The organism is Ruegeria sp. AD91A (assembly GCF_003443535.1).
Lineage (GTDB): Bacteria > Pseudomonadota > Alphaproteobacteria > Rhodobacterales > Rhodobacteraceae > Ruegeria.
Window position 1 is genome coordinate 2,206,409 of sequence record NZ_CP031946.1, and the last position, 14,206, is coordinate 2,220,614.

Here is a 14,206-nt window from a genome sequence, read left to right on the forward strand (position 1 = left end):
AAAGCGTTATCTGTTCAAGAATGCCGTCACGACTGCTTCCAGTGCGGCCCAATCCGTAAACTCCTGTATGCCATCTCGCAGATCGACGCGCCGACCCCTTAAAACAACATGACGGACAACTTCTTTCTCATAATAGTCATAACTTTCGGGACGCACTGCACCCGCGACCAGAGCGCTTTCGTCCGGTTCAAAACCGGTTCGCAAAATCATTTCAGCCAGATAGTCCTCTGCCTCCTCCCGACCTTTGGCGAAAGCCGCTTTAAGACTTACCGATAGCATCAGCGAGCTGCCGGCTAGCAAGGCGTCACGATTTGTTTTTATAAATGTCTCAAATGGCTTGGGATGCCGTCGCTCGTGGACCGAGGCCGCAAGGATGAATTTGTCCACACCTTCAAAGAAGAGTTCATCTATCTCCCGACCAGTATCGATCAGAGTGGCTTCGAACCCGTTCTTTGTCGCAACACCCTTGATGAAGTCCGCGATTTTCGCAGTCTGACCTTCTATGCTGCCGTAGGCAATAGTTACGATCATACCGACCTCCTCCAAACGGTCTGAAACGCGCGCCCATAATAGCAGTTCTTCTCGCGGTTAACGCTGATCTTGGTCAATCGGCTTGGATTGGCAGCCTTGCCTTCCAGCCACCGTCGGGAAACAATCCGCTCGCAATCCCTTAAAAGACCACCATGCAAAAATGCTAACTTAATTGCGATGCCCTCACCCTAATCGCGCGAACGAAGGTCGATTTAAAATATATCAAGGTGTTCCGTGAACCGGGCACTTTGCGTGATGAACGACCTTGTTGGCTGTTGAGCCAACAAAGATGTTTTCCAAACCAGGTTTGTGCGAGGCTATCGAAATGCAATCTATTTCGTTCTCGTTCGCGAAATCGACGATCGCTCTGCCCGGATGCCCTGAGATCAGCCGTGCCGATGCATCAGGCAGTTCCGATGCCTTCCGATGTAGTTCTTCCAGAGGCTCGTGTCGCGTATTCTCAAAAACGCATTCAGGAATTTGAGATGCCACGTAAGCCGGGATCGGCTCCCGTACATGAAGTATGGTGAATTTGGTGTCGGCGTCTGCCAAATGGCGAGCGGCTTCAAAAGATGCCTTAGTATCATGATCACGGTCCAGCGCTACAGGGATCAGGATGTTCTTGTACATGTGAACTCCCCTTTAACGTTCCTGATGCCTTCGGACTGACATCAGCGGTAGTTAGATTTCTGAACTGTCGCAAGTCGCGTTCCGCAGGGCGAGATGTCCTGAACTGCCTTTGGCGAACTACTCGATCTGTAAGGTCTCAAGAAAAGAGATTAAATTCGCCAGCGGCACGCCCGTCATCATCTGCTGACCATTTGGCAAAGAAAGCGCGACTTGAAGGTCTGAATCCAACGCCGGTCCGAAAATGTGCATGTCTCCCCCGTGGGCAAGCACCGCCGATCGTCCATCAATCCTCAGTGCAACCGTATCGGTCGGGAACACTCCGTCGTTTTGTGCTGCCAATTGGGCAAGATCAAGTGTCCTGATCGCCAGCATTTCAGCCATTGGCCCGTTTCCGGTCGCTTCAAAACCATGGCATTACCAGCAATAGGTCCGATACAGCTCGTTTCCTTCCTGAACGTTGACTTCCTGTGCCAGTACGGCACCCGAAGCAAATAGCCCCACTATTTTTACGCGAATTCCCAGCAATTCCTCCTCCTTTGCAAATGCGTTTTCCAAGAGAAGTTTACCAGGCACCCTTCGGTTCTGCTTTGATTTCGCTCATGATGATCAGGTTACATCGAGTGTGTTTTTGGCGAGACAAGCAAGCCATGTCCGACAAATATCAATGGAATCCAAGGCGTATCAGCGATACCTGGTAGAAAACAAAATGGGCTATCTTCTATCGCAGACCGAAGCCCAAAACTGCGGCGCATAGAATGACGACGATCAACCAAATTGCCAGCGAGATCCGACGACGCAAGGACATTCGCCTGAATTGATCAATCATAGTCGAACCTTTCCAAAAGTATGCGATCCGATGGGGTGCCTTGAGCGATCAGATGATCCTCGACAACGTCCATCATTACTGCAGGTCCGCAGAGCACAAAAAGCCATTGCGCGTAGTGGTCAGGAGTCAGGACACGATCAAGGAGGGCTCCATCAATTACTCCGGTTTCACCGTCCCAGTCTTCCTGCGGCTCTGAAAGGGCGAAAACTGCGTTTTCCGCCGCCAGCTCTTCGCGATAGACGATCTGGTTTTTCATGCGGTTCCCATAGATCAGTTTGATATCCTTTGGGACGTCGGCGAAACGATTTTGCCGTAAAATGCTGAGCATCGGAGCTATTCCGACCCCTCCCGCAACCAGCACGACCCCAGGATCCTGCCGCCCATTGATCGTAAGACTACCATGCGGGCCATCCAGATAGGCGAAGGTGTCGGGCCCGAGTCGCTCAAGCGAACCGGTAAAATCGCCGAGTTCTTTGATCACAAAAGAAATCTCTGGCCCCTCTGCCGGTGCCGAACTTATTGAAAAGGGGTTCTCGTGCAGTGAGAACACACTGTTTCCTACGTTCAGACAAACAAACTGGCCCGCCTCGTACACCAGCCCGTTGTGACCGTCAGGGCCGATCACAAGTTCCCACTGCTTGGGGGTCAGTCTGCGTCTCGATACCACCCTCCATGGCCTGCGGCGCTGCCCCAACGGCTTAAAAAGATACACAAACAACAGCGATCCGACTGCAATCGCTACCATAGCGGACCACATAACAGTCAGGACCGAATGCGACCCGTAGCGCCCTGCTGCTATGGTGTGATGTAGTAGCAATCCCGCAAGCAACAAAGCTCCAATCCCATGCGTGAAACGCCAGGATTCGTATTTGTATTCTTGCTTCGTTCGGCTGGCTGCAGACAGGATCAGAGCAGGCAGTAGAAGATAAGCGAGAATCCCGGTTGCGAGGGCTGTCAAATCCGTTGTGAGTGATAACTGCCGCGTTTCATCCCAAGGGCGAGAACCCCCGGAAACCGAGCCTTGATAGAACAGTGGATGCACAACGGCAAAGGCCAAAGCGACACGCGCCATAACCTGGTGGACCCGCATTGTAACGTCCATGCCGATACCTGTTGAAATGCGTTTGAACCGGCCAGACAGGATGAATTCAACAAGAATGATCGAAAAGGCCAGGATGCCAAGTCCGGACGCGATTTCCTGGTGCCATGGCCGAGGCGGCCAACCAAGAGCATAAGAAAGCCCGAGTGGTAGCAAGAGTACTACCAGGTAGGCTGATATTAGAAACGGCGCACTCATTGCATTTGTGTGTTACGATCAGAAGAGCCAATTGAAAGGAGGTCAATTGGCAACAGCGCCGTTCTCGGACGGCGCACGCTCATGCACTTTGTTCCTGCAATAGCAGAAGCGGACAAATCCTTGCAAAGTCCCACGGCGGCCTCCACAAATCAAAAGTTATGTTTCAAATCCTATTCACAGATGATTGAGCGGAAAAAGAGAATCCTTTCGCTGTTACAATCCATTAGACTTCCAGGTAAAATGTTGCGATCCAGTCAAGCCATTTGATCCCCGTTAACGTTTTCGCGAAAGCAAATTCGCACAACTAGTGACTCAGTACTTAGAATATAGCACCTATCGAAGATGATAATGTCGAAATCACCTATTTTGATCACTAGTTTTCATTCCCAGTTTTCGGGTGCTCGAAACATGAACCGGCTTTTGAATCTTGGTATGTCTGACGTCAGCGCCCACCGGACAAATTTAGGGGTTTGAGCAACGGAGGATTTCTGGTTCATCGAAGCCATTATGGAGCGAAGATGAACAAGAGAGTTCCAGTTGCGCTAGTCGGTTATGCAGACTTGGAACAAAGTCTAAAGTCATATGACCTTTCCGACGTTCATGATGCCGTTTCGAAATCGGTTGAGCAGAAGTTTCATGGCTATGAGTTATCGGGAGTACTTAGTGACTTTGCCGAAAAGCGGGAGAGGAAACCAGACTATGACTACTCTAGCCTTGTGAATGTAGCCGCCCCTTGGTGGGGTGAGAAAGCGTGACAGTTGCAAGGCATGTATCTTGATTGCAAGTTTCTGAATTACTTCACTGTTTTGCAGATCTTTCAGCCATGAGTGTTTAAATTTGTGCTTCCGGTCGAATCTACTCGTGCCATTAATAGCCAGCCCTCGCAAAATTCTTGCTACGCCGACCACACGGCCTTTGGAACGCTTCTCCTTAAAGCCGCCAGCGTCTGGTCCCAGTCCTTATCAACCAGTGTATTGAATTCCCATTGTGTAGGCTTGTGCTATTGACTATTTCGGTTGCAGCGAAGGTTGGCTTTCCACCCATTCTTTAGAAAAACAACGTGTTCTGGCGCAAAGAGTTACGGCGCAGACCGCGCCGACGCACTTGTTTTGGGGCCCGCGGGATTTGGACAAGCCAAACGCCCCTGGCCATCAGGGGTAAGACGCTGCCTTCCCCCTCGGGCCACCCTATTAGACAACACCGTGTCCTCGGCTGCGCCTGCGGGCCGCACCACCATTGTCGAATAGCATTGCCTCGCTCCCATCCGCGTTCGCCATGTGGCAGGTCAGCAGGAACAGGGGCCTTCGGCGTCTGATCTGCAAATCAGCCCCGATATTCCCAAAAAGGAAGTCAAAATCAATGAAATCGGTCTAGGTGCTGGATGAAGGAAGTGAGGCGAAAATGGCAAGGTTCTGTCGCTGGTGGCAGAACTATGTGTCGCCTTACGGGGAAATGTGGAACGTCACTGATCTTTGACTCAATTTACGGCGAAAACCCCAATAAAGTTGTAAAATGCATCATTCATTTCTTACCCAATCTGTATAGCGACCCTTCATCAACGCTGTGGCTAATGTCTCAATAGAGCCCACACCTTCCATTTTCTGCACATCATCGAATGACAACTTTTTGCAGCTGAACTCTCAGAACCCGTCGGTTGCCAGACACCCTCTTAGCCATCGTAATATGTTGGGTTCCAATCCTCGTCAGACTCGCCGTCCGAGGGGTTCTTAAGCCCACCGCCGCTCACTTGGGTCGCGGCGCCAATCCGTGGGATTCCTGCGTAGTCGCCCGCATATTTCGGTGGTTTCGGTTTCTCGGCTGGTTGCGACGTGCTGGTCCCCTTGTCCTTGGATCTGCTCGACCTGTCCCGTTTTTTTTTCTCCCAGATCGGAAGGCTCACACCTGTCTTGAACTTATAATCATCCTGATCATTTTCACGTGCCACTTCCGGCCCAACTTCCAGGCTGACCGGGACTTTTCCCTCGATGTTGAAAAATTTCTCAAGGCGCAAAGCGATCACCTGGGGCAGATCAGACTCTGCGGCGTCCAGGATCTCCTGCCAGAACGGCGGCAATTCATACATCGCCCGGCACAGCGACAGCATGATCCCTCTCTTGATATCCGCGGGGCCGTAAAAAGCACCCTCAAATACGCTTTCTGTCCGCTCCCGAAAATTCGATTTGTGATTACCGTCACTGCGAAGCTCGGTAAAGGAATGTTTAAAAACAGCGCCGGTCACCACGGCGTTGTTGCTTGCTGCGTTTTCGGCCAGGACTTGGGTCCGGCGCATATAGGTGCAATCTCCTTCTCCTTCTCCTTCTCCAGCCAGGATCTCCACTACGCCGCCTCGCCCATAGGGGTAGAGCATGTCCCGCAGCGTGATCCAGCTGTCGTTCATCCATTCCGAGTTCACATTGGTTCTGACAACGAACTGATACTTGCCAAATCTGGTCTCCATAGCGCAGGTATGGGTCTCAACACGGAAGTAAACGAAAAGGGTATCCTGGCGTGCGCTAGCCTCACCAGAGCCAGTGTTGCCGTAGCTTGCAAAAATATTTTGTGCGCGGGCCTTAACCACCTCCCCCGACAGGATACGCCCAGACGCCATGATATTTCTGACGGTGGCTTCGTGGGCGGTGCCATGTTTCCAGTAGAAGTCAACCTTTTCAAACGCGGCTTCGAGCCGTTTGAACCCGGTTTTGAACCTCTCCTTCTCAGCCGCGTCCAGCGTGCTAATAAGACCTGTTTTCCAGTTCTCGAGACGCGTGACATTCGCTTTCGAAAGATCCTCATGAGAAATCGGTTCGTTGCGCTCCAGCCCGTAACTGTAAAGCTTATCCAGGCGGCGCAGCCCTACACTGTAAAGGGCGGACCCCTGTGATGAGTCATAGGCCATCTTCCCACTATACAAAGAGAAATCCGTCATGTCGGAAAGATCTCATCCTCGGTCTTTAGGTCGCGCAGCGACACGTCATTCATGAGTTGCGCGTTTTTCTTCATCCGGTTCCGGGCGGCAACGCTGACCGCGCTCAGATCAACCGAAATCATCGTACGCCCGCGTTGCGATGGATCGATCCGCGCACGGCTTTCTACTTTGCCAGCGATGACCAGAGCCCATTGGGCAGGTGACAAGGGCAAGGAAAGGCTCAGCACCAGGCTGCGACCATCCTGCGACAACAACACCCCGATGATCGAGTTGCCACCGACCACCCGCGCCTGCCCCGCAATGCGTGTGGCTTGCGCCAGCGACAGCTGCGCCTCGGACTGTTCGCGCTGGACCCGAGCGGCTCGCAGACGGATTTCCTGGGCGCGCATTTCTTCGGAGTAAGGCTCTGTCGCGGGACGCGCGCCGACCATTGAGTCCATGTAGAGGCCTTCACTGGCCACCAGAAGATCGGCCGAACCTGCACCACCCACGGGCAAGGACGTGGTGTTCAGCGTGGCCGCGAGATCTTCGATCATCCCGATCCGGTCGCTAAGCGCGCTTGGCAGATCTGCGCCCAGCGCGCCGCCTTTTAACGGTGGCGCGTCAGGAGTCATCCCATCGCGCAGCTTCTGACGCGCCGCATACGCGAGGGCCCGCAGCTCCGGGGCCGCATCCACAGCTGCCGCGCTGGCCGCATCCTCGGGCAATACCTCTTCTTCCTCGCCGGGGGCGCTACCCAAGCGCGGTGTCTGAGTGCCCTCGTCAGGCGGCGTCAGATACTCCGCAGAGAGCTGCGCTAGGATCAGATCAAGAATGCTCGACAGATACGCCTCGATCCCCTGCGCGTTCATGTCAAAGGGCAGCGGCGCGGCGGCGACATCTTCCAGCAGCGCCCGGATCTCACCCAACCGGTAAGAGCGTTGCTCATAGAGACCACTGCCCGCGATCAGCTCCACGCCGGTGGTCACGGAGAAGCGCAAATCCTCCAAAAACAGCCCCGTCTCAAATCGGTTGTAAAGCCGGTTGAACACCAGATTGAGAGACCGACCCTCATTGATATTGGACAATTGTATCACCGTGGTTTCGCTGTTTTGCGTGCTGATCTTGTGAGAGCTGTCCGTGGTAACAGTGGTCTTGGTGCGCTGATTGACGGAGGCGCTGGCCTTGCGGGCAATTTTGTTGAGGCTTTGGGTAAAGACCTTCAATGTGTTGGACGCCCCTGCTGCGTATTCCGAGCGGATAAAAGGCGGACCCGCCGTCTCCGACGTTCCACCGCTGGTGTTGCCCCAGACATTGAGCTCGTTGTCAAACTGGGTCATCTGCTCCATCTCAGTGGAGATATCAGTACGGTTTTTCTTGGTTAATTCCGCCACCGAGGTGCGGGTTTCGCGGGTTGAGGTTTCTTCCTCATAGATCTGGGTCAACCGAATCTCGCGGTTTTCGCCGGGGGCCAAAGTGATGGTGCTCACCAACTCACCCAGCTCCGCACCTTTCCAGGCAAGCCGATACGAGAGCGCTTCGTTGACCGACAGGCGCGTCAGACCAGTGGGGAAGATCGCTGGCAGTGGATGGTGATACACATGCCAGGCGACGATGGGTTTTTCGACCGAAACAGATTGCTCATAGCCAGGGATCATGACGACCGCGCGACGGCGAAAATCTTCGTCTGCCGCGCAGCGTGCCATGATATCAGACAGAAACTGACCATCTTCGGTCTGATACCCTGCGGGTGTCTCGCGACAAACGAACACCTCCGCACCTTCACTTTCGAGCGCGAACCTCCGGGCGATCATCGGGTCAAAGCCGGTATCGACCGGGATGTAATCTGTCACAATCCGCGACTCGCGGCTGAACTTATACCGCTGTACGCGCTTCACTTTTGGCGTGCGGAACGGGTTTACCAACGTACGAAGCGTTTCGTCTACCAGGTTACCAGCACGCTCTAGAACGGTACGTTCTTCGCGAACAGTCCAGGACGCCTTGCGTCGCCTGGTGGTGTAAAGCTTGCCGTCTTCAGCGGTGATGGACGAGCCGTCAGGAACTTCTTCGGCAACGGCGGACGCATTGCCGATAAACAGCACATAGCCCATCGCGGCTGCATCTTCCTGCAGCTTACGCAATTGCTGATCAATGCGATAAGGCTCGAGCTTGGCTTCCAGATACAGCGGCTCGAACTGCGCTGCCTGATCGGGGTCTAGCAAAAGCGTCGTGTCGTCTAGTGAGCTGTTAAGTGCTGCTTCGGCGCGGGCAGATTTGGCATCAGCAAGTTCCTTGAGGATTTTCAGCTCGGCATAGCGTCGTTCAATGAACTGCGCCCGCATGTCGATTTCCTCATAGGTGGAGACAAGGCCTGCCAAATCGGCCTCGCTGCTGGCGAGAAGGTGCAGGGTGACAGCGCGCTTGCTCCAGAAGGTCTCGTAGCTGTCGACATCAGTGAACAGAACCGGTGCAGGCGCGGTTGGGCCAGTCCCGGTCGCGTCCTGAGCAGTGGCTTGCGGGATCGCCTTTGGTGCCGCCTCAATCAGATACATGCGCCCCGACGTGCCATGGCGCAGGAGGGAACCTTGTGTCACCGGGACCGCCTGCGACCCATCGTCGGCGGCGCGGTAAAAGACCTGAGGCGGGGTGTCCTCGGGATCCTCAGGCGGGGTCAGAACAAACGCCCATTTGTTTTCGAGCACCCGCGTGACGTCATCTTGCGTCACCTCGGCCATTGGCGTGCCGAACCAGGAGGACTCAAAGAATGTACGCAACGCCGCGCCCGAGGCTGGCAACTTCGGATCCTCCGCGATGGTGCCCAGCACCTGATCCCAGCGGATCGGAACATCTCGCAACCTGTCAAACGACAAGGTCGGCGGTGCAGTGTCGAGCCCTGTGGGCAAAAACAGATCAAGTTTTCGCGACAGGATCTGGTTTTCAGTCGAGGCCTTTCCCAGCACATCGAGGCGTGTAGGAACAGGATCACCCGGCAGCACTGGTAGGCCCCCGAGCGATGTTTCGGAAGTTTCTGTCCTGTCGTTCATGGCAATCGCCTCTCTTTGAATCAAGCAAAGCACGCGGATACACCGCTCAGGGCCTTCAAAATTGGTCCAGCCTCTGGCCGACTATAGTCAGATATCTCGAACCAAAGGGAATAAATCTGGGCGCATGATTGCACCACCGTCCGGACCGCGAAGACGCATTATAGACGTACCGGCCTTCATCGCGCGTTTGGACGCGCAAATGCGAGGCTGCAAGATGCTGTAAACTTAGATTGCGGCAGCTACACGCTCCAAAAATTCTCTTATGGCCCGCATGGCCTCGTCGGACTTGTCTGGGACATACGAGAATGTTTTTACGGGAAGCTGCCATTGGCGCGTTCGCGGCGAAGGCTCAATTTGTCCGCATTGCGGTCTTCGTCGATCCGGATTTCGATCGGCGGGTTTCGCGACCGCCGCATGAATTGCGGCGTCATAACAAACCGCGTACGTCGCAGTATGGGTGTTATGTGAAGCGATCCCTGATTGTATCATCACCCACGCTGTCTCTCACCACTCCAACGACCCATATCATAGATTCCCTGTTTCTTCATACGACGTATGAAAGCAAGGTAGTTACCCGAAGCACAGTTCAGGCAAAAGGTCGACGAGCTAAGATGCCAACTAGGAATCGAAGACAGGGAGCACGGCTATATTTTTGTCGATGACCAGCCTTGCAACTACGCACCGTACAATATGATGCTATCGTCTTTATCCGATTACTTCGGTGCATCAAAACTGGCCATGGAATTAAGACTGAAGCGAATGGCTCTGGTAACAGATCATCGTACCAATAGCCGCCTATCGAAAACTGTTTCAAGCGGTGCTTAGTCAATATCCGTACTTGGTGAACTTCTGCAAAATCAGTCGTTTGAGCCCTGATCCGCCATTTCCGATCCATCTGGATGCTGTGTGTTCAGTCGGCAGGTCCCAGCCCTAAGCCGACATTCAAATCCGAACTTTGCAATTCCAGTTGTGCGGACAGGAGCCGCCCGAAGATGGTGCAGCGAGATCAATGTCAGCTGTTCAGTCGAGAGGCGGCATCACTTGCGGCGCTGCGGCGCATCTTCCCCGAAACGGTGGTTGAAATAGCACAACCGGGTTGGAAAGAATAACTATCCTATGCGAGCGATTTCACTGTCCACCCGCTCGTGCAGGAGACGGTGGCCACCTTCAAATTGCGGACATTAGCATTCGGGCCAAGTCGTCAGGCCTATCGATCATCACGTGGTGCCCGAATAGCACCGAAATCACCGTCCACCCCGACTGATGCTGATATCGCTCGAAAAACGGTTGGCCAAGCCTTGGGACTCAGCCGGTGGCATAGATGTCGGTCCGCTTTAACACCTTGGTTTCGCCGCTCACCAGTTGCATCGGTTGCCCAAATGTCTTGTGTGGTTGCGCGACATTTCGGCGGTCCACCCACGCACAGTCTGCTCCATTCACTGAAAAAGCCTCCGCCGGGCCCGGCGCGACTTTGCCATCGACGGCACTATCACGAAGCCCTGCCGCGATATCCGCGGGCAAAACGTCCAAGGCCGCCTGCCCATCGCCCGGCACGAGCGCATCAAGGTACACAAGTGATCGAACGTGGTTGGGTGCTCTATCCGCCACTCCGGTGACAACCATGCCGCCATAGCTATGACCGCACAAAACAATGTCAGAGAGTTCTTCGCACCTGATTACCCCAAGGACATCCTAGATATGCATGGCCAGATCTGTTTCGTCACTCACTAGGTGAGCGCGTTCATCCAACCCTGTCAGTGCCGGGGTGAAAACGTCGTAGCCCTCCCTGCGCAGAAGGGCTGCTACGCGAGCCCAGCACCATCCCCCTTGCCACGCTCCGTGGACCAATACAAATGTCGCCAAAACTCGCCTCACTCCGTCGATACTGCAATGACAGTAGATTCACTAGGGCCGCTTCGTTCACAGCATCGTTTGAACTTGATCTCCTGCATATACACACTGCTCTCGAACCATCCAATCAAATGGCAATAAAAAAATCATAAACTACGATTTGATTATACATTATGTATGAGTATCCTCCCACATAGAGACAGCATATAGCGCGAAGCCGCAGGAGGTATTGGTGGGTCACGTTAAGTCGTTAGTCGCGATTTCGCTAACTGCATTGGCAATAATCTTCCCCAACCCAAGCGTCGCAAACGAGATCTCACAGCAGATTGCTGCTCTACTCGATGCAAAGTTGGGCGTGAGTAGCACGCTGCCTGACAGCAAGAGCTTGGATGCTGAAATCCTAGTGCCGCGTTTTTACGAAGAGAGGGACTTCACTCCTGCGTGGAAACGCGATGTATTGTCGGACGAACTCTTTGATGAGTTGGATAGAGCAATAGAACAGGGATTCAGACCAGATGACTTTGACTTAGCGGAGCTTCAAGCCGCATTTAAGGCCGCCCAAAGTGGGGATGTCTCCAATCAAGCATTGTTCGATATTCTGGCAACTGACGCTGCAGTGAAACTGGTTCATCATTTGGTGTTTGGGAAAGTCGACCCAAATGCACTGGACGACGATTGGAACTTCTCAAAACCGGTAATTCAACAAGACCCAGCCGTTGTCCTGAATCAGTTTCTTCAAGGTGAAGGTTTTAGCGCGTTAATCGAACGCATCGATATCGACAATGCGCAGTATACGATGCTTGTCGAAGCACTGAGTAAGTATAGGGCCATTGCTTTACAGGGCGGTTGGACCAATGTTCCGGATGACACCGTTCTTAAACCAGAAATGGTAGATCCTGCCCTCGCTAAGCTGCGCGAAAGGTTGGCGGCAGAAGGCTACGTTGAATCAAGCGGTTCTTCTGAAGACGGCGAAAACGGCATAGACCCATCTTGGGTTTACGACGATAACTTGGTGAAATTAGTCAAATCCTTTCAGAGTCGACATGGATTAGAAGCCGATGGGGTCATCGGCGGTAAGACGTTCGCATCGCTCAACAAACCGGTAGAGGATCGCATAAACAAGCTGCGTCTCAGCTTGGAACGTGGCCGCTGGCTTATGCGGGAAGTCGACGACGAATTCGTGCTGGTGAACATTGCAGGAGCCCGCACATATTTGGTCACATCGGATGGCACGCTTTGGACCACTAGGTCAATCACAGGGTCAGCCTACCGAAAGACCCCGGTGTTCCGAGATGAAATTGAGTACATGGAATTCAATCCCACCTGGACCGTTCCCGCCTCGATTTTTCGTAAAGACAAACTTTCGCGCATCCGCAAGGATCCAGCCTATCTGACACGCAACAACTATGTCGTTCGGAACAAGGATGGCCAGACAATCCCCGCAAACGCTGTAAACTGGGGGGCGAAGAACCCCGGCGTGACCTTGGTTCAGCAGCCGGGCCCAGACAATGCGCTGGGTTTGGTTAAGTTCATGTTTCCAAACAAGTACGCTGTATACTTGCACGACACAAATGACAAAACCCTTTTTGACCGAAACGAGAGAAATCTCAGTTCCGGCTGCGTTCGTCTTGAATATCCATTCGAGTTCGCGAGCCTTCTGATGGAGGGAGAGCCAGATTGGAGTCGACAGAAGATGCAGTCCATTTTGGATAGCGGAAAGACAACGCGCGTTGATCTACCTGAGCCAATGCCGGTTCTTTTGACATACTGGACAGCGTGGGTCGAAGACGGGGTCGTTCATTTCCGCGAGGACCCATACGAACGGGATGCTCGTATCCTGGCAGCATTGGACCGATGAGCAAAAAATACGCGGCGCGCGAGAATCAAATTATGTGCCCATCTAGTCCAGCAGATTGGCAAACGCCGAATTGCAGATAGACAAAACGGCGTAGGCGACGACAGAGGGATTCCATGCGCGGCAATGCTTCTTTTTCTATGTCACAAGGCTTTGTCAGCACCAGCCTTCTGGAGTTGGCAGGGCTTGGTATTTTCCCTTGGCTTTTTTCAGAGGAACTCCGCCAAGGTTACACGGACACAACATGCGTTGTGGCTCCAATTAACATCGAAGCCAGCCGGGTAATGGCACGGTCCAAACCGGGCCAACGCGAATCTTCCAGCCGGCGCAACCTGTCTTGCTCCTGCTGCGCGCTGGCTGATCCCGGACCACCCAACGATACCTGGGCTGGGCCTCCAGTTTCGCCTGAGCAGAATTTTCCTGGTCATCAGCAGCACCGCCAGATAATGCAAAGGCGCTCAATAATGCAGTGGCAAGGGTCGGTCGTGGTGGAAAGTACGATCTCTGGTGCGACAAACCTCCAATCACTTTACATCTTCCACAGCCTTAATTTCGTAAACACGTTCCAGCGCCACAGCCATGTCGGAGCTGCTCATCAATTCGACTAGCTGAGGTTCCGGCGCGCGGCCGTACTGACTTCGTCTACGCGGTCCGCAAAGACCGCGAGATTGAGTTCTTCCACCTGTGCGACGGGGCCACCTTCAGCCTGGGCACGAGGGCTGCGCCAGTCCGTGTGACCAGATTGTGGGCCGATGCACGCACCGCTCGAGTAAATCCGTGGCCCGACAAGGATATCCTGATCGATCAGCTTTTTCATCGCATCGCCTTGGCCACAGGAATCGCGAACCGTTGTGTATCCATCTATAAGGTAGTCACGCGCGTTTGCGACCGCCATCGAGCCGACGCCGTCCCAATTCGCATATTCCGCGCCGCCAAAGCTTGTGAATAGACCGGTAAGGTTCAGGCGGACGTGGCTGTCGATCAGCCCGGGCATCAATGTGCGACCACCTCCATCCACAACCGTCGCGCCAGGCGCGTCGATGGCCTCGGTGGTAACTTCTTTGATCAAGTTGCCTTCAACCAGAACGCTGGCGTTCTCGATCCGCGCCTCCTTTACTCCGTCAAAGACATGGACGTTGGTGAACAGGGTTTGCGGCAGCGTATCCTGTGCAAACTTGGCAGTGGCCGTGCAAAATACCGGGCTCGCGACGGCAGCCGTCTTTGTCGAAATACTCATGTCCTTCTCTCCCTTAGAATTTAGTGCGCC

9 protein-coding genes and 1 pseudogene are annotated in these 14,206 nt (G+C 53.8%); 2 read left to right on the forward strand and 8 right to left on the reverse strand.

Translation table 11 applies throughout. The annotated features are described in order from the left end of the window. Positions 1 to 6: 6 nt before the first annotated feature. From D1823_RS11050 to D1823_RS22280, 7 genes and pseudogenes are all read right to left on the reverse strand, one after another. Positions 7 to 531 carry a flavodoxin domain-containing protein gene (locus tag D1823_RS11050; protein WP_117869952.1) on the reverse strand — a complete coding sequence of 175 codons (525 nt, stop codon included), beginning with the start codon at positions 529 to 531 and terminating at the stop codon, positions 7 to 9. Positions 532 to 753: 222 nt separating this feature from the next. After that, positions 754 to 1,161, reverse strand: a complete 408-nt coding sequence (locus tag D1823_RS11055) for a universal stress protein (RefSeq protein ID WP_117869953.1) — start codon at positions 1,159 to 1,161, stop codon at positions 754 to 756. 117 nt (positions 1,162 to 1,278) lie between these two features. Then, positions 1,279 to 1,542 carry a hypothetical protein gene (locus tag D1823_RS11060; protein WP_254683716.1) on the reverse strand — a complete coding sequence of 88 codons (264 nt, stop codon included), beginning with the start codon at positions 1,540 to 1,542 and terminating at the stop codon, positions 1,279 to 1,281. A 437-nt stretch (positions 1,543 to 1,979) separates the two neighbouring features. Next, positions 1,980 to 3,242: a ferredoxin reductase family protein gene (locus tag D1823_RS11065; RefSeq protein ID WP_162896812.1), complete on the reverse strand. Its 1,263-nt coding sequence runs from the start codon at positions 3,240 to 3,242 to the stop codon at positions 1,980 to 1,982. A gap of 1,711 nt (positions 3,243 to 4,953) precedes the next feature. After that, a complete protein-coding gene (locus tag D1823_RS11075) occupies positions 4,954 to 6,210 on the reverse strand; it encodes a hypothetical protein (protein ID WP_117869956.1) in 1,257 nt (418 codons plus the stop codon). Further along, complete coding sequence (locus D1823_RS11080) at positions 6,207 to 9,233, reverse strand: hypothetical protein (protein ID WP_117869957.1); 3,027 nt, start codon at positions 9,231 to 9,233, stop codon at positions 6,207 to 6,209. The genes D1823_RS11075 and D1823_RS11080 overlap by 4 nt, the downstream gene beginning before the upstream one ends. Positions 9,234 to 10,538: 1,305 nt before the next feature. Further along, positions 10,539 to 11,108, reverse strand: a pseudogene (locus D1823_RS22280) (alpha/beta fold hydrolase). Between the two features lie 208 nt (positions 11,109 to 11,316). Between D1823_RS22280 and D1823_RS11090 the strand changes: the two are divergent. Together D1823_RS11090 and D1823_RS21915 are read left to right on the forward strand one after the other, a co-directional pair. Further along, complete coding sequence (locus tag D1823_RS11090; protein ID WP_254683717.1) at positions 11,317 to 12,942, forward strand: murein L,D-transpeptidase; 1,626 nt, start codon at positions 11,317 to 11,319, stop codon at positions 12,940 to 12,942. A gap of 113 nt (positions 12,943 to 13,055) precedes the next feature. Continuing rightward, entirely contained in the window at positions 13,056 to 13,547 is a 492-nt protein-coding gene (locus D1823_RS21915; RefSeq protein WP_162896813.1) for a hypothetical protein, read from the forward strand. Here D1823_RS21915 and D1823_RS11095 read toward each other — a convergent pair. Continuing rightward, positions 13,544 to 14,176 (reverse strand): hypothetical protein, encoded by a 633-nt coding sequence (locus D1823_RS11095; RefSeq protein WP_117869958.1) that lies wholly within the window; start codon positions 14,174 to 14,176, stop codon positions 13,544 to 13,546. The genes D1823_RS21915 and D1823_RS11095 overlap by 4 nt on opposite strands. Positions 14,177 to 14,206: the final 30 nt, after the last annotated feature.